The sequence below is a fragment of the Bradyrhizobium sp. Leo170 genome (genome assembly GCF_004296405.1).
GTDB lineage: Bacteria > Pseudomonadota > Alphaproteobacteria > Rhizobiales > Xanthobacteraceae > Bradyrhizobium.
This window is the reverse complement of record NZ_PSRR01000020.1, coordinates 23727-49601: the sequence shown is the minus strand read 5'-3', so window position 1 is coordinate 49601 and position 25875 is coordinate 23727. Positions and strand designations below refer to the sequence as shown.

The window sequence follows — 25875 nt, the reverse complement described above, 5'->3', positions numbered from 1 at the left end:
CGGCTTCTTCGGACCGAAGCGACACCGGCACGAACGGCGCGCGCAAGAGCGAGGTGCGACCGTGGTGATAGCCTCCGAGCATCACATTCTGCAGAACCGTTAGCGATTTCATCAGCGCCAGATTCTGGAAGGTGCGAGCGATGCCGAGTTTCGCGATGTCCTTGGACCGATAGCGTGTGATGTCAGTCCCGTCGAAGGTGATCCTGCCGTCCGTCGGATCGTAGAGCCGGCTGACGCAGTTGAACAAACTGGTCTTGCCGGCGCCATTGGGGCCGATCAGGCCGCAGATGACGTCCCGCCCGACCTGGAACGATAGCGCATTGATCGCAACGAGGCCGCCGAACCTGAGCGACAGATTGTCCACCGCCAGCTTCGGCGGCGCCGTCGCAGCCGGCGCCTTCCGCGGGGACAGATGAGCCGTTGAGCCGTTCATGTGATCTTCGTCCCCACGGTGAGGGCTAAAGAGAGTTGCCTCGACAATCCCGGGCGTTACAGGCCGAGTGCAGCTTCAGCCTGTTTGGCGACGACTGTCATGTCCGAGCCGGGCGCCGCGCTCGCCAGCGCCTTGGTCCAGATCGCGGCCACCGTGCGCGAGAGCTGGGCATCGGATCCCATCGCGTCGAACAGCGACATTGCCACGCGGACATCCTTCTCCATCAAAGCGAGTGCGAAGCCGAACTGGAAGGTGCGGTCGATGACCGCCTTCTGCCAGACATGGGTGGTCTGAAAGCTCTGGCCGGACGACGCATCGATCGCTTTGAGCATCGTCGTCGGATCAAGGCCGAACTTGGCGCCGACCGCAAAGACTTCGCTGGTGGCGGCGAAGGCCGTGGCGGCGAGCAAGTTGTTCAGCGCTTTGACCGCGTGGCCCGATCCGACCTTGCCGACCAGGAAGACCTTGGCGCCCATCTTCTGCAGCACCGGCAGCGCCCGATCGAAATCAGCCTGCGCACCTCCGACCATGATCGCCAGGCTTGCGGCTTCCGCCCCTTTGACGCCGCCGGAGACCGGCGCGTCGATGAAGTGGACGCCCTTCTTGGCGGCGATCTCCGCGTTCGCGACCGAATTGGTCGGCGCGGACGAGCTCATGTCGATCACCATGGAGCCGGCGGGCAGATAATCGAGCAGGCCCTTGCCGCCATCGGCGCCGTGCAGCACCTGGTCGACGATCGCGCTTGTCGGCAGCATGAGGATCACTGCATCAGCCGAGCTCATGCCGCTCACACCGTCGACGATCCGGCCGCCGCTTGCCTTTGCGGCCTCGGCCGCACGGGCCGCATCGGTATCGTAGACGAGAATGTCCGCAATCCCCTTCAGATGCTTCACCATCTGGCTGCCCATGGCGCCCAGCCCGATGAATCCGATGGTCTTGAATGTGTTGTTGGTCATGGACGTTGTCTCCTCGTTACGACGTGTCATTGCGACTTGGCTGGCGGCTCGTAGAGCGGCGTCTTGCCCTCGTAATTGAGGACAGGACCGACCGGCACGAACTTCACGCCGTCGAACTGGGATATCTGCACGGACTCGATCGGGTAGCCGTCTTCGGCACCATTGGTGTTCAGCGTGATGCCGTCGAGCATCAGCGGCTCCTTCTGGTTCTTCATGCTGCGGGCTGCCTTCATGAAGGCCTCGCGGGTCGGCTGCTCCATCCGCTCGAACAGCCCCTTGGTCGCGTGGCAGGCGTACCAGCCGGCCGCCGCGTTTTGGTCGGCGGGATTGAGCGAGCCGCCATATTGCTTGAGCTTGGCGACGTAGAGCTTCATGTCTTCGTCGTTGGCATAGGCCGGGTTGGTCTGGTCCTTCATCCACTGGCCGCTGTAGACGCCCTTGGCGGTCTCGACGCCGGCCGGCTCGAACACGCCACCGATGCTCGATCCGACACCCCAGATGATGTGCACCGGCCTCCAGTTGATCGCCGCCATCTGCTTGAGAGCCTGCACGACGAATTTTGGCGTGGTGGCGTCGACGAACAGATCGGCGCCCGAAGCGGCAAGTCGGCTGATCTTCGCGTTGATCGTCGGTTCGCTATAGGTGTGTTCTTCGCGAGCGACGATGTTGAGGCCAAGCTCCTTGGCCGACTTCAGGAACGCATCGGCAAAGAACGGACCGCCGCTGTCATCGTTGAGCAGCGCGATCTTGGCGTCCGGGAATTTCTGCTTGATGAACGCCGCGTAGATGGCGGCTTCGGTGTTATAGGCGAGCCACGCGGCCATGGTCCAAGGGTTCTTTTCGACCTCGGACTTTGCGCCGAACATCGGGCCGCCCGTTGCGATGAACATCTGCGGCACATGCTCGGCATTATAGTACGGCCGCGATCCAAGATTGGCGCCGGTGCCGACATTGCCGACGACCGCGAACACCTTGGACTGGCTCACCAGCCGACGCGCGTTCTGCACCGCACGCGCGGGCTCCATCGCATCATCCAAGATCTCAAGCCGAATCTTGCGCGTCTTGCCGTCGCCGAACTTGACGCCGCCTTGCTCAGCATTGAGGTAATTGAAGCACGCTTCCGTGCCGCGGGCGATCGCGCCGTAACCCGCATTCGGGCCGGACAATGCGGCCGAGATGCCGATCACAATTTCAGTGTCAGTAATGCCATTCTCTGCGTGCGCCGGTGTGACGATGGTGGCTGCACCCACCCCCAACGCTAACGACAACAGACAACCCCACGCATCGCGTGGCCGCGCGTGCGACATCGTCTTCCTCCCTGATATTTTTTGGATGCTGCGCACCCTTAGCGCGAATTAAGACACGAAGTATTTTTTGGATCAAGATATATATATTTATAAAGCGCCTAAGGATATTGCGCTGCGACGTGATCCGGACGCGCCGATCCGACGAAGGTCATTTGTTCGGGCGTCAGCATCTTCTTCAGTCGCGACTGAGGAACGTCAGCGATGACACTCCTATCGTGCGGCGGGACCGCAGTCGTCGTAATCAGAGGAACTTTATTCGACTCCGTTGGCGATGGCGATCCGCAGACACATCAATTACGACCTGACCGCATCGACCACGTGCCACTGCAGCAACGAGTATGGCGGATCGGAATCCGGATGATGCTCGAACACGCCTTTAGCATCCGCTCCGATCAAGACTTCCTGCAGGGGATCACCTAGCACGTTGCCCACCATGCGGACGCCGCCGGCCTGCGGAATCTCCACGAGCACGACGAGGTACGGACCATGCTGGTTGAGCGCCGCATGCGAAGGATGCCACACACGCTCCCAACTGAAGATACGGCCGCGCGGCTCGACCTCGACCCACTCGGGATCGAAGGCGTGGCAGCGATGACAAATCCATTCCGGTCCGAATTGCCAGGTTTGGCAATGGCTGCAGCGCTGCACCAGAAGCCGGTTTTGCCGCAAGCCTGCCCAGTAAGGCGCCGACAAGCCATCGGGCTCGGCCACCGGAATCGGCAGGCCTTTCGGAAGATAGGTCGCGCTTGCGCTGCTGCTCATAACGTTGCACTCGAGCCGAGAAGAAGATTGCTGACCGGCGTCACCATCGGGCCACCGATGACCATTGCCACATCATTCCGTGCGACCTGGTTTGACGATGTGCCGCGCACCTGGCGCACGGCCTCGAGCACAAGCCCGAAACCATGCATGTAGCATTCGGCGAGATTGCCGCCGCTGGTGTTGAGCGGCAGCCGGCCGGAGGGCGCGATCAGGTTCTCGAGGGTGAAAAAGTCGTTCGCCTCCTCCGGCCTGAAGAAGCCATGCTCCGCCAATGCCATCACGACCCCGCCGGTGAAGTTCTCGTAGCTCTGGACCACGCCGATATCGGATGGGCCGAGGCCAGCCATCCGGTAAAGGTCGAGCGCCACCGTATCGAAGCTGGCACTGGCATAGAGCGGCGAATTGTGCGGAATCGCACCCGTGCGATGCCCCGATCCGACGGCTGCACCGAGCACGTAGACCGGCTTCTGGCGGAAGTCCTTCGCGCGCTCCTCGGGCACGAGCACGAGCGCCGCCGCACCGTCATTCTCCATGCAGCAATCGTAGAGATGAAAGGGCTCCACGATCCAGCGCGAAGCATCGTATTTCGCCGGATCAAGCGGCTTGCCATGCATGACCGCGCGCGGGTTCGCCTGCGCATGGTGATAGGACGCCAGCGCAATCGCGCGAAGGGCTTCCTGCCGCACGCCATGGTCATGCATAAAGCGGCGCACCCGCATGGCGAAGCGCTGCGGCGGCGCGAGCACGCCATACGGCATCAGGTAGGCTTTCTCGCCCGAGATGTTATCGATGCCCGTGGTCTGCCCGAAGCGGCCGTACTGGCCCTGCGCCAGCGATCGGAACACGACCACGCAATCGGCGAGACCGGCCACGATCGAAGCCGCCGCATTCGCCACCGCCGCGCAGCACCCTCCACCGCCTCCGCCCCACTGCATCGTCGCAGTGCGCAGCCTATGCGTGCCGAGCGCGGCGGCAAGCCGCGACGCATCGCTGCGGTCGTCGCTGTACGAGGCGAAGCCGTCGATGTCGCGCGGATCGAGCCTGGCATCATTGCAGGCGGCGAGGATCGCCTTCAGCGCGAGCTTGAATTCCGCGTCCGGCGAGGCGCCGTGCCGATAATACTCGGTCTCGCCGATCCCGATGACGGCAACGCGGCCCCTGAGCGTACGATCGCTCCGCCCGCTCATGCCCGCTTGTCCGCCGACGCCGGCTGGCGACGAGCGCCAAGCCCGCCCTCTTCCGCAAGGCGTGCCAGCCGCGCGTCGTCGTAGCCGAGCACCTCGCGCAGAACTTCCTCCGTGTGCTGGCCCACGGCCGGCGCAACGACGGGATCCACGACCGGGGTTTCAGAATATCGGATCGGCAGGCTCACATTCGGCACCCATCCGACCGTGGGATGCGGGATGCGTGTCACGATCGCACGCTCCCGCGCTTCCGGAGAACGAATGGCCTCGCCGATGCTGCGCACCTGCCCGCAGGGCACGCCCGCCGCCCGCATCCGCGATTGCCAGTACGACCATGGCTGCTGCGCGAACGCTTCACCAAGGATCGCGAACAATTCGTCGCGCCGGCGGATGCGTTCGGGGCCGGTCGCGTAGATTTCGGCCGTGGCCATGTCGGCGCGGCCGATCACCTGCGCCATCAGCCGCTGAAAGATCTTGTCGTTGCCGCAGTTGATATAGAAGGAGCGGTCTTGCGCCTGGAACACGCCCGACGGGCAGGTATCGGGAGACGTGTTGCCGTGCCGCTGTGTATCAGCGCCGCTGAACAGATGTTGCAGCGTGGCGTAACCCGTCATCAGCACCGCGGTGTCGAACAGGGACACCTCGATAGCTTGCCCGACACCGCTGCGCTGGCGCGCGACCACCGCGCCGAGGATCGCATTGGAGGCCATCATCGCCGTAGAGATATCCATGACCGGCGACAAGGCGCGCACGCCTTCGCGATCGGCATAGCCGTTCATGGACACGAACCCGCTCTCGACCTGCGCGATCGGATCGAAACCGAGCCGATCGGCAAAGGCGCCGTCCCGGCCATAGGCCGACACCGAACAATAGATGATGTCAGGTTTGATTCTGCGGCAATTGTCGTAGTCGAGGCCCAGTCGCTTCATCACGCCGGTCGAGAAATTCTCGACGACGACGTCCGCCGTGGCAATCAGTTCACGCACAACCTTGAGGCCTTCCGCCGACTTCAGGTCGACCGCGACGCTGCGCTTGTTGCGGTTGGTCCAGAGAAACGGAGCGCCGTGCCTGAGATCGGGATGCAAGGGCGGATAACGGCGAAGATCGTCGCCCTTCTCCGGCGCCTCGATCTTGATGACCTCCGCGCCCATGTCGGCGAGAATCATCGTGGCGAGGGGACCGGCGATGAAGTGCGAGAAATCGATCACCCGAATTCCATCCAGCGCTTTTGGCGCATCGGAGCGACGAGGCGCATGTTCCGGAAATTCCGCTTCCAGCTGATCCAGCATCTTTCACCCCTATCGGTTTGTCGTTCAGATATCCGAGATCGGCGCCGCCTTCCGTGAATGCCCGCGGCCGCTGCAGATGGTCCGTCAGTTGTTCCTTGCCTGCTGGAGCAGCGAACATCCGCCTTCATCGAGCGGCCGAAACGCTTCGGGCCCGGTGAGCACGCCGACCTGCTCCAGGAGATCCCATTTGCTCTTCGATGCTGTGGGCGATTTGACGCGGAAGATGTACATGTTGTGGATGGCGCGCCCGTCCGGACGGACGACGACGGGCCCGAACAGATCGTCGTCGATCGGCTCGCGCTTCATCTCCTGGATGATCGCCTGGGCGTCATTCGTTCCTGCAGCCAGAGCTGCATTCAAATAGGCGCGTATGGACGAGTAGACGCCGGCGTGGAATGCGGTGGGCGAATGCCCGTGCTGCCGTTCGCCGAACCGGGCCGACCAGGCCCGACTGGCATCGTTCAGATCCCAATAGAACGGCTGGGTGATGATGAGCCCCTGCGCCACCGAAAGGCCGCTCGACTCGACGTCATTCGTCGTGGTGAGCAGCGCCGCGAAGGTACGCCCGTTCTGCTTCAGCCCGAACTCCGACGACTGCTTGATCAGATTGATCGTGTCGCCACCGGCGGTGGCGAAGGAGATCACCTCGGCGCCGGAGCCATCCGCCTGCAGAATGAAGGACGCATAATCGGCGTTGTCGATGGGAACATTGACGGAGCCGACGACGGTGCCGCCGCCCGACTTGATCACCGACGTTCCATCGCGAACCATGGATTTGCCAAGCGCATTGTCGGTCGCGATGAAATACCATTTCTTGCCGCCGTGATGCACAAGGTAGTCGCCGATGGTGTGCGCGGCGGCCCAACTGTCGAAGGTCCACTGGATCGTGTTGGGCGAACAATATTGTCCGGTAAGATCGGACGAAGCGGCGCTTGACGCGATCAGCGCCGCCCTGGTGCCGCGGACGACCTCGTTCACGGCGAGGCCCACGGCCGAGTTCGGCACGTCGGCAACCGCGTCCACCTTGTCCTGATCGATCCATCGCCGAGCGATACCGGCGCCGACGTCGGCCTTGTTCTGGTGATCCGCCGAAACGATCTCGACCTTGAAGTCGGGATGCTGCTTCATGAAATCCTCGGCAGCCATTTTCGCAGCCGTCACCGATCCTGGGCCGGCGTTGTCGGAGTAAGGACCGGAGGCATCGTTGAGGACGCCGATCTTCATCGACCGCGGCGTCTGCGCCGACGCGCTCCAGGAAACGCAGAGCGCGAGGAGGGACAGTCCCAGGGAATACGGCAGGCTTCTCATGTCATGTACCAATTTCTGATTGTCGTAACGTACGCTCAAAGATCCAGGACGAGCGTCGATGATTTGGAGCCGGAGCAGCAGATCATGATTGTCTTGTTTGCCGCTCGCTCCTCGTTGCTGAGAAACTGATCGCGGTGATCCGGAATCCCCTCGATGACGCGGGTCTCGCAGGTGCCGCAGACACCTTCAGAACAGGCATAGTTCGCCGTTATTCCCGCATCCAGCAGCGCCTGCAGGATCGTCTGTCCCGACTGAACAGTGATCGTTAGTCCGCTCCGCGCGAGCCTGACCTCGAACCCGCCCTCGACGGCCGGCTTTTCCTTCGCCTTGAAGTATTCGACATGAACCTGGCCGGCTGGCCTGTCAGCTGTTGCCGCTTCGAACGCCTCGAGCATCGACACCGGGCCGCAGCAATACAGATGCGCGTCCGCCGGCGCGTTTTTGACGATCTCGGCGAGGTCGAGCATGCACCCCGCCGGCTCCTGGTCGAAATTCACGTGAAGGTTGCGATGAATGTCGGGTCGCAGCGCATGCAGTTCATCGATGAATGCCGCAGCGGAACGCGTCCTTGCTGCATAGAACAACTTCCAGGAGCGACCGAGTGTCTGGAGCCGGCGGATCATCGACAGCAGCGGCGTGATTCCGATGCCGCCTGCGATCAGCACCGAATGCGTCGCATTCTCCTCAAGGACGAAGTTGTTCCTCGGGTGCGAGATCGTGATGATGTCTCCCGCCCGGACGGTGTCATGGATGAAACTGGAGCCGCCCCGACTTGCGGCGTCCTTGTTGACGGCAACGACATAGCGGTGTCGCTCGCGAGAATCGTTGACGAGCGAATAGCTGCGGATCATTCCGTTGGCGAGATGGAGATCGATGTGGGAGCCGGCCGTGAACGCAATGAGATCGTCGCCGCCTGGAGCGACCAATGCGTATGAATTGATGCGCTCGGCCTCGTAGCTGATCCGTTTGACGCGGACTTGCATCATGTTCTCGGCCATCGGCTTCGATTGTCCTCCGGAGGCAATGGAGGCAGCGCCATCGAGCGCCGGCTCCTCCCATGCCCGATCGTCGATCTTCGCGAGAGCGGACGCGCTCACAGCTTGTATCCGAAATCGGCGCCCAACTTCGCCCGCATGAACGGCGCGCCGACATCCGCCCAGGAGTCCTCTGGCGGAAGCTGCAGGGATACCGCGCGCACCATGAACACATCCGGATCGGTCACGCCCTTTGGCTTGATGCCATGATCGCGATAGGCGCCGAGCGCTTCGAGCAGGAAGCGCCGCGTCATCGCAATGCCGGTGTCGCTGGAGCAGAGGTTCTCCTTGGTGCGGTCGTAGATCGGCGAAACACCGCTTTGACAAGCGCCGTCCTGCACCCACAGCCCGGGCAGCCCCGAGAACCAGGTGGTCTGCTGCGCCTCGTAGTCGAACTGGAAGCCGTTTTGCGGATTGTATTTGGTCCAGTATCCGGCGTAGGGAACGGTGACGGGGTGCTGGACCAGCGCATGGCGACTGGCGTGCCCGCTCTCCCGGCCGTTGTGCCCCTCCGCGAAAATCTGACGGGTCTTGGGCAGCAATGGCTCCGAGGGGTGATACGAGAACATGATGCAGAGCGTGTTCTCGTCATCGATCGGGACCCAGGCATGACCGCTCAGATCCGGAAACGGAGACAGCGGTGGAACGAGCGTATAGAACGGCATCACGAACTGATTGACGCGCCAGTACAGCGTGTTGGCGTCGTAGTTCCGGCGGGCGGCGATGCTCATTCCGAAATCCTGCTTGATGCATTCGAACGTCGGACGGAGATCGCGCTTCTGAATCCATGCGCTGGTGGTGCCCTGCGAATCGAGCCGGCCATGGAGCAACGGCGCGTGAGCTGAATCGATCTCGCCTTCGAGCGCCTGCAGCCAATTGCATTCCTGGACCCGCACCGAGATGTGCACCTGGTCCGCCGGCACCAGATTCCACTCCACGTTCGGAAGCTGCGGAGGATTCGCAGCATCTGGACCCATATAGGTCCAAAGCATTCCGTTCCGCTCCCGACAGGGATAGGCCTTGATCCGCACGCGCTCTTTCAGCCGGCTGCGAACCGGCTCGGCCGGCATGTCCGTTGCCGCCCCCGTCACATCGAACTTCCAGCCGTGATAGACGCACCGCAATCCGCAATCTTCATTGCGGCCGAACATCAGCGGCGCGCCGCGATGCGGGCATGCATGATCGACCAATCCGACGCGGCCCTCGGTGTCGCGGAAGGCGACCAGATCTTCGCCCAACAGCCGGATGCGCCTCGGCTGTCCGTCCTTCACGAGGTCGGCGGACGGCAGAAACGGAATCCAATACAGCCGGAACAGCTCTCCAAGGGGCGTGCCCTTTCCGACCCTCACCAGCCTTTCATTGTCTTCGTGCGACAGCATGAGCTTCCTCCGTTCAATTCAACGATTCGTCCCGAGGCGCTATTTGGCCGCGCGTTCGAGGAGAGCAGCGATGCGGGGCGACACGCCCAGATCGCGGGCAGTCCAGAGCGGATCGGATGCGGCAAGCGGCTTTCGGGGAACAGGAGGCTCACTGCCCGCCTCCACCAGGCTCACGATCTGTTCGACCCGTCGTCGTTCGAGCTCCTTGAGCGTGTCCTCGACGACAACCCCTTCCGCGATGCAGCCGGGCAGCTCCGGATAAGCGAGCCGCAGAAGCCACTTGCCTGGCTCGGTTTCGACGGCTTCAGCCTCAAGGAGATACGGGATCGACAAGAACTGGCGCAGATCCAAAACCACCCTCCCTGCACGAACCATGATCCGTTCGCGTCTACATTTGTTACGTATACGTACTATATTGATTCTCATCTTGCAAGGGCCGATGTGGCCTTTGGGACCGGCGTTTCGGATCGGGCCTGCTCTCGGCACCCAGCCCAAGGGTTGAGGACGGAACACCAAGCTGCTAACGGCTATGCCGATTTGGGGTCAGATGGACTACAGCGCAGGTCGACAACGGCATGTCAGCCGACAAGGCAATCAAGACGGATTTGGCCGCGGAGCTCGCGCGCAATTGGCAGCTCGAAGGCGGCATCGGCTTTCTTCTTCGGCTGCTCGAAGCCCGCTATGATGTCCTCTATCAAAAGGTGACGCGCCAGAGCGACATCACCCCCCGGCAGTTCGGCGTGCTCATGGCGCTGTATCAACGAGGCCCGCTCACGCCGTCGATCCTCGCGGAACACATCAGTTGCGACCGGAATACGCTGAGCGAAATGCTCAAGAGAATGACGGCGCGAAAGCTGATCTCGAAGAAGAGCAATGCGGAAGACCGGCGATCCGTGCAGGTCCAGATCACCACCAAGGGAGAGACCGCCCTCTTCAGCGTCGTTCCCGCTGCTGCTGAACTGCAGGACCTGATGCTGGCACCGTTGCGCAAGGAAGATCGCGCGCATTTTCTGAAATGCATGCTGGCGATCGCAAAGGCGACGCCATCGGGCTCTTCCGGATCATCCGAGGATTGAATTCTTCTGCAGTATTGCTGACGCGGGCGAACTATTTTCCGAACGCTCCTACGTCCGCCAGGCTGGCGATTTCCGCGGATGACAATCCCAGCGCCCGTGACAACACCTCGTCGCGGTGCGCGCCGACCGCCGACACCTCGCGCCGCATCGAGCAGTCCGCTCCCGACATCCTCCAAGGCGGATTGACCCCGAAAAATTCGCCTGCGCCATCCGCAATCGTCGCAAAGGCGCCGCGCTGCGAAAGATGCGGGTCGGTCAGCGCAGCGCCGGGATCGCGATATTCGGCGCAGGGAACGCCGGCGCGATCGAACGCCGCGATGCATTCTCGCACCGTGTGGAGCTCGGTCCACCTCTCGATCTGCTGCATCATTGCGCCCCAGTTCGCGCCACGCGCCGGCACAGTGTTGAAGCGGGCATCCTCGGCCAAGGCGCGGTCTCCCGTCACCTCGCAAAGGGCGGCGAAATTGCGCGATGTCACCGGCGCGATCAGGATATCACCATCGCTGGCCCGCACCGGACCATAGGTCGGCCGCGGCGCATGCACCGGGAACTGCGCCTCCTGCAGCTCGTAGACGAGCAGGTTCAGCATGCAATCCATCAGCGCGACGTCGATCCGTTGCCCCACTCCGGTCCGCGATCGCTGCACGAGCGCAGTCTGGATCGCCGAATAGCCGAAGATGCCTCCCAACAGATCGGCCACGAACACGGCACCCGCTGCGGGACGGTCGCGATCGCCCGCATATCGCATCAGCGCACGGTCGAACCCGCTTTCGGCGTGAACGATCATGGCATAGGCCGCACGCTCCGCCGCCGGACCAGACTGGCCATAGCCGGAGATCGAGCAATAGATCAAGCGCGGATTGATCTCGCGCAGCGCCTCATAGCCAAGTCCCAGCCGATCCATGACGCCGGGACGGAAATTTTCCACGACGATATCGGTCTGCTCGACCAGCCTGTGGACGAGGCTGATCGCTTCGCTGTTCTTCAGGTCGAGTGCCAGGCTCCGCTTTCCGGCATTGAGCTGGCCGAAATAGGCGCTGTGGCCGTCGCGCAGGGGTGCGCGCAGCCGCATGTCGTCGCCCTCCGGCGGCTCGATCTTGATCACTTCCGCGCCGACATCCGCGAGCAGCCGCGCACAATAGGGACCAGCCAGCATGATCGAGAAATCGAGCACCCTGACGCCATTGAGGGGCGCCGTCGCGACGTCTGGCTGCGGCATGCGATCACTCCCTATCTATCTCGGCAACCCAAGCGCCCGCTGCGCAATCAGGCTGCGCTGAATTTCGTTGGTTCCAATGCTGATCACCCACATCAGCGAATGACGCAGGTTCTGCTCGAAGCGGCCATTGTCGATTGCATCAGGCATCTGCTCGGAAAGCGCGGCGCGCTGGCCTAGAATGTCGAGCGCGGTTTCGCCGAAGCGCTCCATCAGCTCGCTGGAAAACACCTTGCTGATCGCGCCATATTCCGGCGGGGTGATGCCATCGGCCGCCAATTCCGCGCAATGCATCATCAACTGACGGCCGACCTCGATTTTAGACGCGAGTACGGCCATTCTGTCGCGGACGATCGGGTCATTGGCGAGCAGCGGCCTGTCGGCTTCTGCCGCCATGATATGCCGGCGCAATTGTTCGAAGGCGTGGGCGACCTTCAGGACGATGCCGCCGCCGACCAGACCGCGCTCGAAAGCGAGCGCCCCAGTCAGCACCTTCCAGCCGCCATCGACCTCACCGACGAGGTTGTCCAGCGGAATACGGACGTTGTCGTAGAAGATATTGGCAAAGGAGCCGTCATACATGGTCGTCGCCGGATGAATGGAGATGCCCGGCGTATTCATCGGCACGATGAACATGCTGATGCCCGCATGCGGCGGCTTGGCGTCCCTGTCCGTGCGCGCAGCCAGGAACATGTATTTGCCCCACCACGTCGTGGTCCAGATCTTCTGGCCGTTGATGACCCACTGATCGCCATCACGCTCCGCGCCGGTGCGCAGCGCGGCGAGATCGGAGCCTGCCTGGGGTTCGCAGTAGCCCATGCCGTGCATGGCTTCGCCGCGGAGAATCTCCGGCAGATATTTCTGCTGCTGCTCCGGCGTGCCGAACATCATCAGCGCGTTGGCTTGGATCGCAGCTCCAATCCGCGGCGCTTCGTCCCGCTCCATCGTCTCGATGAGGGCGATCTGCTCCAGCGGCGAGCGCCCCTGCCCGCCGAATTTGCTCGGCCATCCTAACCCGATCCAGCCGGTCTTGCCGACATCAAGCGCGAACTCGACATCGAACTCGCGCTTGGCAAATGGCTGCGCGTCGAAGGCGGCCTTGCGCTCGCTCGACCAATTCTCCTCCAACCATTGCCGGACCTGCTCGCGCAGCGCATTGCCGGCCGGACCAAGATCGTATTGCGGCAGTTCCGCACCACCATCATCTAGCAGGAAAGAGCCTATGCCGAGCCTCGCATGCGCCGCGCCGCCGAGCGCGATCGTATCGAGATGCACGCGCTTGAAGTGCAATGGCGCCTCGTGCTCCTCAGCATAGCCGATGGCGCCGAATGTATGCTGGGTCTCGAGCGAAACACGCCGCAGCGCCTCGGCGGAAAAAGATGCGGCGCAATCGGCGAAATACGGCCAATGACGATCGCCACGATCATGCAGTTCCCCTGCATGGTCGAGGATCAGGCGCACGCCTTCGAGCAGGATGAAGCAATTGGCCAGCTTGTGCTGGATCGCCTGGAACTGTCCGATCGGCCGCCCGAATTGCCGGCGCTCCTTTGCATAGTCGACCGCCAGTTCGAACGCGCGCCGGGCGGCACCGTGCGCCCGCGCCATCAGCGCCAGCTTGGCCTTGCGCAATAGGTCATGGACGGCAAGGAATTCGACTTCGATGATTTCAGCCGGCGCAGCGTTCAGCCGAACCTGGTGAAGGCTCCAGGCGCCCATCGCACGGGTTGGTTCAACGCCGACACCCGGGCCATCCATCGCAACAAGCGCAAGCGCCGATGGACTGATCGGCACAAGCAGATGCGTACAGCTTCCCGCCGCCTCGACAAACCGCAGCAGTCCGCTTGCCTTAACGTTCGTGACCTCGATGCTGCCCGCCGCGCGGTCCGGATCAAATGCCCCAAACGAAAACGCGATGCGCGCGGTGCCCGCATGTAGGCGCCTTAGCAAACCAACCGAAGCCTCGGACATTGCTCCCGCGAGCGCGAAATTGGCGAGAGTCGCCGACCACATCGGCGCCGGGCACGCGGCGCGGCCCAGCTCCGCCATCACCACCAGGATCTCGCGCAGCCCTCCCATGTCGGGATCACTGCCAAGCGACGCAACGCCCTGACCCACGAGCTTGCTCCAGATCGCTGCGATCTCTTGCGGACACGGGCCACGCTTCACGGTGTCGACGCGCCAATGCTGGCCGAGAAACCCGCGCAGGGAATCCGCCAGCATCTTCCTGGTGTCGTCAGTTGGGCGCTCGGTCGCGCTCATGGCCGCGCTACGCCTGGCCGAATTTCGGCTTGCGCTTTTCCTTGAACGACATGGTCGCTTCCTTGTGGTCGGCCGTCTCAAACGTCACCTGCTCCAGGGCCATAGAGGCTTCGAGCAGCAAGTTGACGCGATCCTTGACGATCTGGTTGATCGACAGCTTGGTCCAGCGAATGGCCCAGGTCGGGCCGTTCGCAAGCTCCACGGCGATATCGCGGGCCCTGGCCAGCACCTCCGCGCGCGGCGCCACATGGTTGACCAGCCCGATCCTCTCGGCCTCCTTGCCGCTCAGGAGCGTGCCGCGGATCAGGAATTCCTTGGCCTTGTTGATCCCAACGAGCAGCGGCCAGATCACGGTGCCGCCGTCGCCCGCGACCAGGCCGACACGCGACACGTGCGTGTCGCCGATCCGCGCGTCATCGGCCATGACCGTTATGTCGCACAGGAGCGCGTGAGTCGCTGCAAGGCCGATGGCATCGCCGTTGATGGCGGCGATGATCGGCTTGTCGAGCTCAAGCTGGCGGGTGACCCCGCGCCGGCTGATCATGGGATCATGGACCTCGCCCTCTTCGAGGACGTCGCCGCCTGGCCGCTCGGACATCGCCTTCACGTCGCCACCTACGCTGAAGAAATCGCCGGCGCCGGTCAGCACCACGACATTGACGGCGTGATCATCGGCGAGGTCATCCCAGATCGTCCGCAGTTCGCGGATCAGCTTTTGATTGATCGAATTGCGCGCCTGCGGGCGGTTCAAGGTCACGGTCGCCACCTTGTCCGCAACCTCGATCTTCAGGCACTCGTAATTGGCGTATCTGGACACATTTTCCTCCGTTTATACTCTTGTTCAGGCGAGGCTGGTCGTCACATGCAGCCGCTCAACGGCGGATACCAGGCTGGACCTCCGCCAAGGCGACTTGAAGTGACATCGCGCCGGGATCCTGCTCCAGCATCCGCTGCACGGATTCGAGATGCGTGCGCATCAGGCGCGTGGCGGACGAGACATTGCGCTCGCGCAGCGCGGCCACAAACCGCCGGCGTTTCTCGGCGAGCCGGGCCATCGCGACGCCGCTCGACGCCACCTTGGCATAGACGAAGCGCATGTGAATCTCCGTGACCGAATCCATGATCATGGCGATCACCTTGTTTCCGGTCGCCGCGGCCAGCAGCTTGTAGAACTCCCGCGAGCACTCGAGCCGGTCGAGCAGCCGGCCTTCGCGCGTGGCAAGTTCGGTGCGCTCCACATTCGCCTCAAGCGCGTCGAGATCGACCGCCCGCGCATTCGCACACGCCAGCCGTACGACGAGATCAAGTACATGGACGCGTGCTTCCGACAATTCGCGCACTGAAATCGTGCCAAGGCTCAGCATGTCTCGCATGACGTCGTTCATGCGGCTGGTATCGCCCTCGCGGATGAAGGCTCCTCCTTTGACGCCCTTCTGCAGCCGCAGCACGCCCGCCATCTCGAGGCTTCGCAGCGCCTCGCGCAGGACATTGCGGCTCACGCCGAGTCGCTGCGCCAAGTCGCGTTCGGCGGGAAGCTTGTCCCCGGGCTTGAGCACACCGAGCGCCAATTGCTCGCGAATACGCTCGCAGATTTCCTCGAACGCGCGACGGGTGTGGATCGGCCGGAATTGCAATGCAGCCGGCGACCCGGCTGCACGGTGATCGGGGGCACGTTCCCGCCGGCTGGGCGACGCCAACCGCGGTCGGGCCGAGTTACGAGGGCTTGACTTGGTGTTCATCGGGTGAATTATTAAATGGATCACCCATTCAATGGAAGCCCCCTTCTGGAGCTTCCTCACAAAAAAGCAGGCGGGAAACCCATGAGCTTCACCGAGGAGCAGATCGCGTTCCGCGACAACACCCGAAAAATGGTCGCCAGACACGTGGCGCCGATCGCCGCCGAGATCGACGAGTCTGATCGTTTCCCGCTCGAGATCGTGAAGCTGTTCGGCGAGATGGGGCTGATGCAGCTTTGGGTGCCGGAACAATATGGCGGACCGAACGGCAACCTGACGATGGCCTGCATCGCGCGCGAGGAAATCTCGAAGGTCTCGCCCGCCTGTGCCTCGATCGCAGCCCTCAATACCATGTTCATCATGCCGCTGCTCCATTTCGGCTCCGAGGAGCAACGCAAGAAATACCTGCCGATCATCGCCAAGGGCGGCGTCGTGACCGCGATCGCGATCTCCGAACCGCAGGCCGGCTCGGACGTCTCCGCGCTCAACACCCGCGCCAGGAAGGACGGCGACTGCTATATCCTCAACGGCCGCAAGCAGTGGTGCAGCTACGGCGTCGTCGCCGACTACATCGTGGTGATGGCGAGGACGAGCGACAGCTCAGGCGCGGACGGCATCAGCGCCTTCATCGTTGAACCGAAGCAGATGCTGGGCATCTCGTTCGGGCGACACGAGCGAAAGCTGGGCTTTCACGGCGCTCCGAATACGCCGATCTTCTTCGACAATGTGCGGGTTCCCGCCGAGAATCTCGTCGGCGAGGAAGGCAAGGGTTTTCGCGCGTCAATGCGCGCACTCGATCTCAACCGCCCGACCATCGGCGCCCAATCTGTGGGATTGGCGCAGGGCGCGCTCGACGCCTGCATCGCCTATGCGAAGGAACGCAAGCAGTTCAAGCGATCGATCTCGGAATTCCAGGGCGTGCAGTTCATGCTTGCGGACATGGCCATGCAGATCGAGGCGGCGCGCGCGCTCGTCTACGAATGCGCGCGTGCCGGCGATGAAGGCGACTGGAAGCGATTGAACCTGCTCGCCAGCATGGCGAAGTGCATCGGCAGCGACACCGCCATGAAGGTCACCACCGACGCCGTCCAGATCTTCGGCGGCTACGGCTACACCATGGATTACCCGGTCGAACGCATGATGCGCGACGCCAAGCTGACCCAGATCTTTGAAGGCACCAATCAGATCCAGCGCGTGGTGATCGCCCGCGAGCAGCTGCGATAAACAAAACTGAATAATCAAATACAACATGGAGGAAACGATCTTGACCTGCACCATCCACCGGATTTGGCGCACTGTGGCCATATCCGCACTTCTTGCCGCAACACCAGCTTACGCGCAAAAAGCCTATAGCCCGGGAGCCAGCGATACCGAGATCAAGCTTGGCCAATCAACCCCGCTCAGCGGTCCCGCCTCTGCTTTCGGTGCCGGCGCAGGACGGGCGGTCGTCGGCTATTTTGAGATGCTGAACGCGCAAGGAGGGATCAACGGACGCAAGATCAGCTTCACGCAACTGGATAATGCCTACAGTGCGCCCAAGGCGGTCGAGCAGTCGCGCAAGCTCATAGAAGACGTCGGCGTGCTGGCCGAGGTCGGGACCATCGGAACGGCGCCGAATGTTGCGATCCAGAAATATCTCAACTCCAAACAGGTGCCGCAGCTTTTCATCACCGCCGGTGGACGCCGCTTCAACGATCCCAAGGCTTTCCCGTGGACCGTGCCGCTCTATCCCGATTTCGAGACGGAAGGCCGCGTCGTCGCCAAATATATCGCGAAGACAAGACCCGACGCCAAGATCGGCGTCCTGTATCAGAATGACGATTACGGAAAGGACTATCTCAAGGGCTTGCGGGCCGGGCTTGGCGAAAAGGCGGCGCAGATCGTCACGGCGGTTTCCTACGAACTCGCCGATCCGACGATCGATTCGCAAATCGTTCAGTTGAAAGCCGCCGGCATCGACACGCTGATCGAACAATCGTCCTCGAAGGCAGCCGCGCAATCGATACGGAAAGTCTACGAGCTTAAGTGGAATCCGCTCCACGTGATCGGTGGCTCGACGGCGTCGGTAGAGACCATCCTGAAGCCGGCAGGCCTCGAGGCATCAAAAGGACTGGTCACGACGCAGTTCCTCAAACAGCCCGGCGACCCGGCATGGGCCGATGACGAAGAGGTGAAGGCCTACAAGAGCTTCCTGAAGAAGTATGCGTCGTCGGCCAATCCGGATGACTACTCCGTCCTGGTCGCCTATATGAACGTGCATGCCGTGACGCTCGCCCTGAAGAAATGCGGCGATCAGTTGACGCGGGACAATCTCATTCGCCAGGCGACATCGCTCCATGGCGAACGGCTGCCGATGATGCTTCCGGGCATCTCGATCAGCATGCATCCCGACGACTACACACCGTTCAAGACGCTTCGGATCGCGATTTTCGACGGAGAGAGCTGGACACTGGCAGGCGATCCGCTGTCGGCTCAGTGATCCATCCGGGCGTTTGCAGCATTGCTCGCGAATGCAATTTCTCCATCAGAAAAAGGCGAGAGCGGCATTTGCCGCCCTCGCCCAGCCGTCCCGGAGATTCGTGAGGGCTCAGGACGCAATCGCACCGAGATCGATCATGTCGCCGACGGGAATCCAGTTCTCACCATCGAAGCGGGAAATCTGCAAGTTGTGGATGGCGCGATAGTCGGTTGGAGAATTTTCCACCTTGATGCCATCGAGGAAAAGCGGCGGCAGTTCGCCCCTGAGCGACGTCGCCTGCTTCAAGAGGTTTTCCCGCGTCAGATCGTTGCCGCAACGCTTGAGAACCTGCTCGATCATGTAGGCGTTGTTGTAGCCCGGCGTCGCCGTATTGTCGTCGATGCCGACCGAGGGCATGTATCTCTTCATGAAGTCGACATAGGCATTCACCCTTGGCTTGTCCCGGTGTCTTGGATCGGTCACGACGATCTCCCACCATGCCGAGATCAAGCCCTTGGCGTTGTCGAGGCCGGCCGGGGCAAGCGTGCCTCCGATCGAGCTGCAATTCGAATTGACGACGTGCAGCGGCTTCCAGCCCATTGCCGCCACCTTCCGGATGCCTTGCGCGGCAAATTTCGAGTAGGTTAGCTGGACGAACACATCGGCGCCGGCCGACTTGCAATCGGCGACCTGATTGTCGATGGTGGGCTCGGTGATCTCGTGACTGACCTCCTTGACAATGGCGCTCGCCTTGCCGCCCAGCCCTTTCTTCAGCCCGCGGAGGAAGTCCTTGCCGAGATCGTCGTTGACATATTGGACGGCGATCTTGGGATCCGGTTTCTCGCTCAAGATAGAGGTGGCCAAGGCGGCGCCTTGCGCGACATAGATCGGATAGAACGGAACGATCCAGGGAAACTCCTTCGAATCGTTGAAACGCTCGGCGCCTGATGTCAGGAACAGGCTCGGCACCTTCTTCGTGTTCAGATATTTTTGTACGGCGGCATTGGTTGCCGTTCCAAGGAAACCGGCGATTGCGAAGACCTCCTCCGACTCCACGAGCTTTCGCGTCTGCTCGACTGCCTTCGGCGGCGAAAACGCATTGTCCAGCGAGATCAGGTTGATCTTCCTGCCGTTGATGCCGCCATTGTCATTGACCATCTGGAAATAGGCCGTCTGTGCCTGTCCGTAGACGCCGTAGCCGGACGCCGGTCCGCTATAGGGCGCCGTGGTCCCGAGCTTGATTTCGGTGTCGGTCACACCAGGCCCGTAATTGTTTGCAGCGGCGCGCGACGCTCGACCGCACGTGAGTGCCGCTGCGCCGAGGCCGGCGATGGTTGTTCGCCGCGAGATCAATGTCATTTCGGCTCCTCCCTTTCATTTTTGGCTATAAGTGGATGCTGCAACGGGCCTGCTGCTCTCCGGCAGCATGAGGCCCGGTGAGCTAAACGAACGAAACGCTCACGGGCGAGAATCCTGAGATTTTTGCTTCGTAGAATTCGCCTGCGGAGACCGGCGACACGGGTCCCAGCGCGCCGGTCAGCACGACATCACCGTACCGCAACGGTTGGCCGGCTTTTGCCATGGTGCGGGCAAGCCAGAGCGCGGCGCGCAAGGGGTGGCCGAGACAGGCCGCGCCGCAGCCAACGGAGACGATCGCGCCATTGCGCGTCATCGTCATGCCGCAGGCCTCCAGATCGACATCGGTCAGGCGCCGCGGAGAAGCGCCGAGCACATAGCGGGCGCTCGAGCCGTTATCGGCCACCGTATCCAGGATCGTGATCTTCCAGTCGCGGATCCGGCTGTCGACCACTTCGAGCGCGGGGACGACATAGGCCGTCGACCGCATCAATTCGCCGAGGGTGATGTCATCGTCAGCCAGATCCCGCTCCAGGACGAGCGCCACCTCCGCCTCGACACGCGGCTGGATCAGTTGCGCGACCTCGATCCGTTCGCCGGTCGGGATCTCCATGTCGGCAAACAGCGCGCCGTAGTCGGGCTGATCGACTCCAAGCTGCTGCTGGACGGCTTTGGACGTCAGGCCGATCTTGCGGCCCACGAGCCGGCGGCCGCCGGCGATCCCGCGACGGGTGACTTCGGCCTGAATCGCATAAGCCACCTCCACTCGCCCTTCGCCGATATCGCCCGCGATCGGCGCAATCGGGCGGCATGCCGCCTCCGCTTCCTGCAGGCGTGTCGCGATGTTCTCAACGATATTGCTCATGGCCGATCCAGGAAGTCAGCGACAAGCGCGTTGAATTCGTCGGCCTTCTCCCACTGCGCCCAGTGCCCGCATTTGGGGAAGACGTGAAGCTGCGCGTTCGGCATGGTCTTCAGCAGGATGAAGCTGGAATCGAGCGGCACGACGCGGTCCTCGCGCCCCCAGATCAGAAGCGTGCGGTGCTTGAGCGCCGCGAGATTCTCACGCCAGATATCGAGCGGCGGCCGCTTGAAGATGTCGATGACATCGGGGCGGGTGGCGGCTTTGAGCCGCTCGGCGAGCAATTCTTCGGTGATCGAGGACTGGTCGAACACCAGGAGATCGATCACGCCCTTCAGCTTCTGCAAGGTCGGCCCCTCGCCGGCATGGAACATCGCCATCCGCCGCAGGCCTTCGGTCGGCATCGGCGAGAAGATCGCCTGGCTTCCGCCGGTCCCCATCAGCACCAGCCGGTTGACCCGTTCAGGCGCGCGCAAGGCTACCATCAGCGAAGTTGCGCCTCCGAGCGAATTGCCGACGAAGCTCGCCTTCTTGACGTCGATCGCGTCCATGAACGCGCGCGTGAAATCACCCATCGCCTCGAAGATCGGGCCGTCCTTCAGCTTCCCCTCGGTCTCGCCAAATCCGGGAAGGTCGAACACGATCACGCGACGGCGCGCGGCGAGAGCCTCGACATTCTTGCGATAATTGCTCAGGCCGGAAGCGCCCGGGCCTCCGCCATGGATGAGGATGGTGGGCTCTCCCTGCCCGACGTCATAGTAATGCGTGCGCGTGCCCGCGACATCGACATGCTTACCCTTCAGTTCCACTATTATTCTCCGACTTCGATGATGAATTCTGTCAGGCTTGCGCGTTCGCCTGCAGATAGGCGTCGCGCAGTTTCCGCTTGAAGATTTTTCCGCTCGCCTCGCGCGGCAGCGCATCATGAAACACGAACCGCTTCGGGATCTTGAACCGGGCGATATGGCGTTCCAGGAATGTCGCGATGGCTTCGGTCCCGAGCCGAATCCCGCCCTCGGCTTCGATGGCAGCGACCAGGCTTTCTCCGAACTCCTCGTCGGGTGCGCCGAACACTGCGCAGTCCCGTACGCCCGGACAGTTCACCAGGACATTCTCGATCTCTGCGGGATAGATGTTGACCCCGCCGGAGATGACCATGTCGCGCTTGCGATCACAGATGAACAGATAGCCGTCGGCATCGACGTAGCCGACGTCGCCACAGGTCACGAGCCCGCCACGATCGATCTCGTCGCGTTGCTCCGGCCTGCCGTGATAGGTGAAATCGGCATAGGCTTCCGTGCGCAGGTAGATCTCCCCGATCTGTCCGGTGCCGAGCTCGCGGCCTTCGTCGTCGTAGATGCGTAGCGTCGTGCCCGGCATCGCCCTGCCGACGGTGCCCGGATGGGCAAGCCATTCGTGGGAGTTGCAGCCGACCGCTGGCCCGGTTTCGGTTGCGCCGTAGGTTTCGTGAATCACCGGCCCCCACCATTCGATCATGCGCCGCTTCACGTCAGGCGGGCATGCGGCGCCGGTGTGGGTCGCCCAGCGAATGGAGGAAACGTCGTACCGCGATCGCACCTCGTCGCTGAGCCGGAGCAGGCGCACGAACATCGTCGGCACCATCGTGAGATGGGTGATGCGATGTTCCTCGATCGTCTTCAGCAAGTCTTCGGGATCGAAAGTGTGCTGCAGGACCACAAGGTCGGCATGCTGAAAGGCCTGCCTGGCGAATGCCCCGGGAGAGGCATGATATAGCGGGCCGCACACGAATGCGCGCATGCCTTCCTCGATGCCGTAGATCCGCCGCAGCAAGGCGGCATTCCTCTTGACCTGCTCCGCGTTCATCGGCGCACGGCGCACGCCTTTCGGCCGACCCGTGGTGCCGGAGGTGTAGATCATGGTCCCGCGTGGCGCGCGCGCCGGCCCCGACCATTCGGCAAAGCTGTCCCGATAGGGAGCCCAGGCCTGCGCGAACGAAAGAGCATCCGACGCGGCCGCGACGCCGGACGTCGCAAAAAATGTCGGAAGGTCCGCTGGAATTGCGGTCGCAACATCCTGCAGCAGGCCGGCATGGCCGATCAGCGCATGCGGCGCGCAATCGGCGAGAATGTAGCGGATTTCGTCCGCACTGCTGTGCCAGTTGAGCGGCACGACGTAGGCCCCGAGCAGGGACGCAGCATGCATTACTTCAAAATAGATCGGATCGTTCCGGATCAGCAGCGCGATCGCATCGCCTTCGCTGACACCTGCGGCCGCAAGCGCCGATACCGCGCGCTTGCCTTGCGCGAGCAGCGCGTCGCACGAAACACTGTGCGTGCCGATGATGATCGACCTGTCTCGTTTGCTCACTCCAGGCATATCATCGCCTCGGCGCGAACGGACGGCAGATAGACGTGGTCGAGAGTTTCAAAATCCGATTCCGACAAAGTGATCGGGGTCGTGAATGTCAGCGGATCCATGTGACCGCTCAGCACATCGGGATAGTTCCAATGCACAGTCGCCACCGTGCGGCTGCCGGCCTTGAGCTCCACGGTCAGCGGTGCCGCCGCGCTCGAGCCGTGCCCGCTCTGATAGCCGTCGCCGATACAGTAGATCTCCAGGGCGAATTCGTTGCGGCCCCGACGCTGAACGGCGATCTCCACGTCGAGCAGGCCGAACGCGACGTCATCGGGTTCGTCCTCGCTGTAGAAATACACATAGGAGATGCGCGCGTAGCGGCTGACGCCAAGCGCAGCGTCGGACGGGACCTGCGCATCGCTGCGGCCGGGCGTCCGCGGCGGAACGGGACCGAGCAGGCACATCTGTGGAACCGACCTGCAGGCAATCATGACGCTAGGCCTGCCGTGACGCGACGGAGTGACAATCGCTAGCTGCTGCATGCTGCATTTCCAGATCGAAAGCACGGCCAAGGAAAGCGAAGGCGTTGTCGGCGAGAACGCCCGGGCAATCCGGGAGCGCGGCGCGGGCAAATGCGCCAGGATGCTTTTGGCGAATGGTGAAGGGATAGTCGGAGCCGACCACGATGCGGTCCGATCCCACGACCGACGACATGAATTGAAGCGCGGGGGCGTCGTAGAGAATCGAGTCGTAGAAGAAGCCGCGCGCGATTTCCCTTGGCGATCGCGTCATCCGTTTCTGCATCTCCCCGCCGAGCGACCAGCCGTAATCGAGCCGCGGCAGTATCCAGGGCAGCGCGCCGCCGCCGTGGCTGAGCAGGATGCGGAGCTTGGGAAATTTCTCGAGAACGCCGGCCGCAAGCAGCGACACTGCGGCCAGCGCAGTCTCCAGCGGAAATGCCGCCGTCGCCGCGAATTCGGGCCCCGCCCCGATCCGCTCCAGCCCGGCCGGATGCAATGGATGAACGAAGATGCAGAGGTCGAGCGCCTCTGCGGCCTCATAGAGCGGATGGAGCACTTCGCTGCCGAGGGCGACGCCATCGACATGGCTTCCGATTTCGATGCCGGAAAGACCAAGCGCCTTGATGCGCTCTAGCTGCGCCAGCGCGCGCGGCACGTCCTGAACGCAGGCCATGCCGATTCCGGCGAAGCGGCGCGGAGCCTCGCTGACCATCACGGCGATGTGCTCGTTGATTGTATCCGCGAGGTGCTCGGCGTCATGAGCCGGCAACCAATGCGACAGAAGCTCCGGCATCGGGGAGAGCACCTGCATTGTGGTGCCATCCTCCTCCATGTCCGCCAGCCTGCGCCCGACGTCCCACGAGCGCGAGTCGATCTTTCGGAACACCTTTCCGCCAATCACCACCGCGGCCTTGTCGCCCGAAAGCTCCACGCTCGGCCACCGCCGATCGCGCGCGGCGTCAGCCGGGAGCCGTGCAGGCACGACATGCGTATGGGCATCCACCACTGGCAATGGCACCTTCCTTTCCTTCCCTGATCCCCGCGCTGCCGCGAACCGCTTTCGAGTTGCGCAGGATAATTCACTTTACAAACAGGAATGATTGTTTTTATTCTGGTTGTCAAGCGGCCGCGAGAGGAACGCTGCGAGCGGCAAAGAACCGCCCAAGGGGAGTGAAGGCATTGGATCTATCCCGGACACGCATCGTCATCGTGGGCGCAGGCCAGGCCGGGGCGCGCGCAGCCGAGGCGTTGCGGGCCGCCGGGCATCGCGGGCCGATCACCTTATTGGGCGAAGAACAACATCCGCCCTACGAACGGCCGCAGCTTTCGAAGGCCATGCTGATCAACGCGGACGAAGAACCGCGCTTCATCCGGAATTCGCAGGATTGGGCGGCGATCGACATCGAGCTGAGCACCTCCTCGCCGACCATTGCAATTGATGTGAACCGTCGAGCGATCGGGCTGTCGGACGGCCGCGAGATTTCATTCGATCGTCTGCTGCTAGCGACCGGCACGCGGCCGCGTCGATTGCGCGATCTCGAGAATTGCGGATTGCGCGTCTGCTACCTGCGCTGCATCGACGATGCGCGCGAACTCAGGCGCAATCTCACGCAGGGCACCAAGGTGGTGCTCGTGGGCGGCGGCGTGATCGGCCTCGAGGTCGCCTCTGCAGCCATCGCCCGCGGCTGCGAGGTCACTGTGCTGGAGAAGGCCGATCGGCTGTTACCACAGGTCGGCTCGCCAGCACTGAGCGGATATCTGAGGCGGCTGCACAGCGATCGCGGCGTTGCCATCTGCTGCAACGCGACCATCGTGGGCGCCACGGCCAAAGGAATCCAGTTGTCCGACGGAAGGATTGTTCCGGCCGATCTCATCGTCGTCGGCGTCGGCGTTGAGCCAGCGGCAGACCTCGCCCGCCAAGCGGGACTCGCGGTCGATCAAGGCATTCGTGTCGGTTCCTCCGGCATGACCGAGATCGACGGCGTCTACGCGGCCGGCGATGTCGCCGAGCAATGGAGCGACTGGCACGGGCGCTGGATGCGCGTGGAGAACTGGGCCAATGCGCAAAACCAGGCGATCGCGACGGCCAGGAACATGGCCGGCCAGGATGTCGGCTACGAGGCGCCGCCCTGGTTCTGGTCGGATCAGTTCGAGGCGAACATCCAGGTGATCGGCCATCCCGGCGGCGCCGACGAGATCGTGCGCGGCGACGTCGAGCGCGGACGCTTCACCACCATCAGCCTCCGCGACGGCGAAGTGGTCGGTGGCGTCACGGTGAGTTCGCCAAAAGACATGGCGCTGTTGCGAAGGCTTGCCGCTTCCCGGAAGCGGATCAATCCATCTGATATCGCCAATCCCGCTTTCGACTTGAAACAAGCTCTCGCTTCATGAAGAGCGCAGAC

At 62.7% G+C, this 25875-nt stretch carries 24 protein-coding genes; 4 read left to right on the top strand and 20 right to left on the bottom strand.

Going from position 1 to position 25875, the window contains the following annotated elements; genetic code table 11:
- The 10 genes from CWO89_RS06285 to CWO89_RS06240 all read right to left on the bottom strand — a co-directional run.
- On the bottom strand, positions 1-433 hold a 433-nt coding region (locus CWO89_RS06285), incomplete at its 3' end, for an ATP-binding cassette domain-containing protein (RefSeq protein WP_130577768.1).
- A gap of 56 nt (positions 434-489) precedes the next feature.
- A complete protein-coding gene (locus CWO89_RS06280; RefSeq protein WP_165421024.1) occupies positions 490-1389 on the bottom strand; it encodes an NAD(P)-dependent oxidoreductase in 900 nt (299 codons plus the stop codon).
- Between the two features lie 26 nt (positions 1390-1415).
- Complete coding sequence (locus CWO89_RS06275) at positions 1416-2657, bottom strand: ABC transporter substrate-binding protein (protein WP_165421023.1); 1242 nt, start codon at positions 2655-2657, stop codon at positions 1416-1418.
- A 333-nt stretch (positions 2658-2990) separates the two neighbouring features.
- A complete protein-coding gene (locus tag CWO89_RS06270; protein WP_130577765.1) occupies positions 2991-3458 on the bottom strand; it encodes a Zn-ribbon domain-containing OB-fold protein in 468 nt (155 codons plus the stop codon).
- Positions 3455-4645: a thiolase C-terminal domain-containing protein gene (locus CWO89_RS06265; RefSeq protein WP_130577764.1), complete on the bottom strand. Its 1191-nt coding sequence runs from the start codon at positions 4643-4645 to the stop codon at positions 3455-3457. Before CWO89_RS06265 ends, CWO89_RS06270 begins: the two co-directional genes overlap by 4 nt.
- Positions 4642-5931, bottom strand: coding sequence for a CaiB/BaiF CoA transferase family protein (locus CWO89_RS06260; RefSeq protein ID WP_130577763.1), 1290 nt, complete (start codon positions 5929-5931; stop codon positions 4642-4644). The genes CWO89_RS06265 and CWO89_RS06260 overlap by 4 nt, the downstream gene beginning before the upstream one ends.
- A gap of 84 nt (positions 5932-6015) precedes the next feature.
- On the bottom strand, positions 6016-7239 hold the full coding sequence (locus tag CWO89_RS06255) for an ABC transporter substrate-binding protein (RefSeq protein WP_130577762.1): 1224 nt from the start codon (positions 7237-7239) through the stop codon (positions 6016-6018).
- Positions 7240-7274: 35 nt separating this feature from the next.
- The gene (locus tag CWO89_RS06250) at positions 7275-8336 is read right to left on the bottom strand and encodes a PDR/VanB family oxidoreductase (RefSeq protein ID WP_245475772.1); all 1062 of its coding nucleotides are present in this window, start codon (positions 8334-8336) and stop codon (positions 7275-7277) included.
- Positions 8333-9652, bottom strand: coding sequence for a Rieske 2Fe-2S domain-containing protein (locus CWO89_RS06245; protein ID WP_130577761.1), 1320 nt, complete (start codon positions 9650-9652; stop codon positions 8333-8335). Before CWO89_RS06245 ends, CWO89_RS06250 begins: the two co-directional genes overlap by 4 nt.
- Positions 9653-9691: 39 nt before the next feature.
- Positions 9692-10003, bottom strand: coding sequence for a hypothetical protein (locus CWO89_RS06240; protein ID WP_130577760.1), 312 nt, complete (start codon positions 10001-10003; stop codon positions 9692-9694).
- A 224-nt stretch (positions 10004-10227) separates the two neighbouring features.
- On the opposite strand from CWO89_RS06240, the gene CWO89_RS06235 reads away from it, so the two are divergent.
- Positions 10228-10728, top strand: coding sequence for a MarR family winged helix-turn-helix transcriptional regulator (locus CWO89_RS06235; protein WP_130577759.1), 501 nt, complete (start codon positions 10228-10230; stop codon positions 10726-10728).
- A 31-nt stretch (positions 10729-10759) separates the two neighbouring features.
- On the opposite strand, the gene CWO89_RS06230 is transcribed toward CWO89_RS06235, so the two are convergent.
- The 4 genes from CWO89_RS06230 to CWO89_RS06215 are packed head-to-tail and all read right to left on the bottom strand — an operon-like array spanning position 10760 to position 16002.
- Complete coding sequence (locus CWO89_RS06230; protein WP_130577758.1) at positions 10760-11947, bottom strand: CaiB/BaiF CoA transferase family protein; 1188 nt, start codon at positions 11945-11947, stop codon at positions 10760-10762.
- A 15-nt stretch (positions 11948-11962) separates the two neighbouring features.
- Positions 11963-14203 carry an acyl-CoA dehydrogenase family protein gene (locus CWO89_RS06225; RefSeq protein WP_130577757.1) on the bottom strand — a complete coding sequence of 747 codons (2241 nt, stop codon included), beginning with the start codon at positions 14201-14203 and terminating at the stop codon, positions 11963-11965.
- A 7-nt stretch (positions 14204-14210) separates the two neighbouring features.
- On the bottom strand, positions 14211-15020 hold the full coding sequence (locus CWO89_RS06220; RefSeq protein ID WP_130577756.1) for an enoyl-CoA hydratase/isomerase family protein: 810 nt from the start codon (positions 15018-15020) through the stop codon (positions 14211-14213).
- Between the two features lie 55 nt (positions 15021-15075).
- Positions 15076-16002: a FadR/GntR family transcriptional regulator gene (locus CWO89_RS06215; protein ID WP_165421022.1), complete on the bottom strand. Its 927-nt coding sequence runs from the start codon at positions 16000-16002 to the stop codon at positions 15076-15078.
- A gap of 21 nt (positions 16003-16023) precedes the next feature.
- Here CWO89_RS06215 and CWO89_RS06210 point away from each other — a divergent pair, with 21 nt between their 5' ends.
- Both CWO89_RS06210 and CWO89_RS06205 read left to right on the top strand, forming a co-directional pair.
- Positions 16024-17163: an acyl-CoA dehydrogenase family protein gene (locus tag CWO89_RS06210; protein WP_130577754.1), complete on the top strand. Its 1140-nt coding sequence runs from the start codon at positions 16024-16026 to the stop codon at positions 17161-17163.
- A gap of 25 nt (positions 17164-17188) precedes the next feature.
- Entirely contained in the window at positions 17189-18418 is a 1230-nt protein-coding gene (locus CWO89_RS06205; protein WP_130577753.1) for an ABC transporter substrate-binding protein, read from the top strand.
- A gap of 108 nt (positions 18419-18526) precedes the next feature.
- Here the strand turns inward: CWO89_RS06205 and CWO89_RS06200 are convergent, their stop codons facing one another.
- From CWO89_RS06200 to CWO89_RS06175, 6 genes are all read right to left on the bottom strand, one after another.
- On the bottom strand, positions 18527-19756 hold the full coding sequence (locus CWO89_RS06200) for an ABC transporter substrate-binding protein (RefSeq protein ID WP_245475770.1): 1230 nt from the start codon (positions 19754-19756) through the stop codon (positions 18527-18529).
- An 82-nt stretch (positions 19757-19838) separates the two neighbouring features.
- Positions 19839-20618, bottom strand: coding sequence for a 2-keto-4-pentenoate hydratase (locus CWO89_RS06195; RefSeq protein WP_130577752.1), 780 nt, complete (start codon positions 20616-20618; stop codon positions 19839-19841).
- Positions 20615-21424 (bottom strand): alpha/beta fold hydrolase, encoded by an 810-nt coding sequence (locus CWO89_RS06190; protein WP_207230891.1) that lies wholly within the window; start codon positions 21422-21424, stop codon positions 20615-20617. The genes CWO89_RS06195 and CWO89_RS06190 overlap by 4 nt, the downstream gene beginning before the upstream one ends.
- Before the next feature lie 31 nt (positions 21425-21455).
- The gene (locus CWO89_RS06185; RefSeq protein ID WP_130577751.1) at positions 21456-22973 is read right to left on the bottom strand and encodes an AMP-binding protein; all 1518 of its coding nucleotides are present in this window, start codon (positions 22971-22973) and stop codon (positions 21456-21458) included.
- Positions 22961-23443 carry a hypothetical protein gene (locus CWO89_RS06180; RefSeq protein WP_130577750.1) on the bottom strand — a complete coding sequence of 161 codons (483 nt, stop codon included), beginning with the start codon at positions 23441-23443 and terminating at the stop codon, positions 22961-22963. The genes CWO89_RS06185 and CWO89_RS06180 overlap by 13 nt, the downstream gene beginning before the upstream one ends.
- A gap of 4 nt (positions 23444-23447) precedes the next feature.
- Complete coding sequence (locus tag CWO89_RS06175) at positions 23448-24491, bottom strand: amidohydrolase family protein (RefSeq protein ID WP_130577749.1); 1044 nt, start codon at positions 24489-24491, stop codon at positions 23448-23450.
- Positions 24492-24652: 161 nt separating this feature from the next.
- Between CWO89_RS06175 and CWO89_RS06170 the strand changes: the two genes are divergently transcribed.
- A complete protein-coding gene (locus CWO89_RS06170) occupies positions 24653-25864 on the top strand; it encodes an NAD(P)/FAD-dependent oxidoreductase (protein WP_165421021.1) in 1212 nt (403 codons plus the stop codon).
- Positions 25865-25875 lie beyond the last annotated feature (11 nt).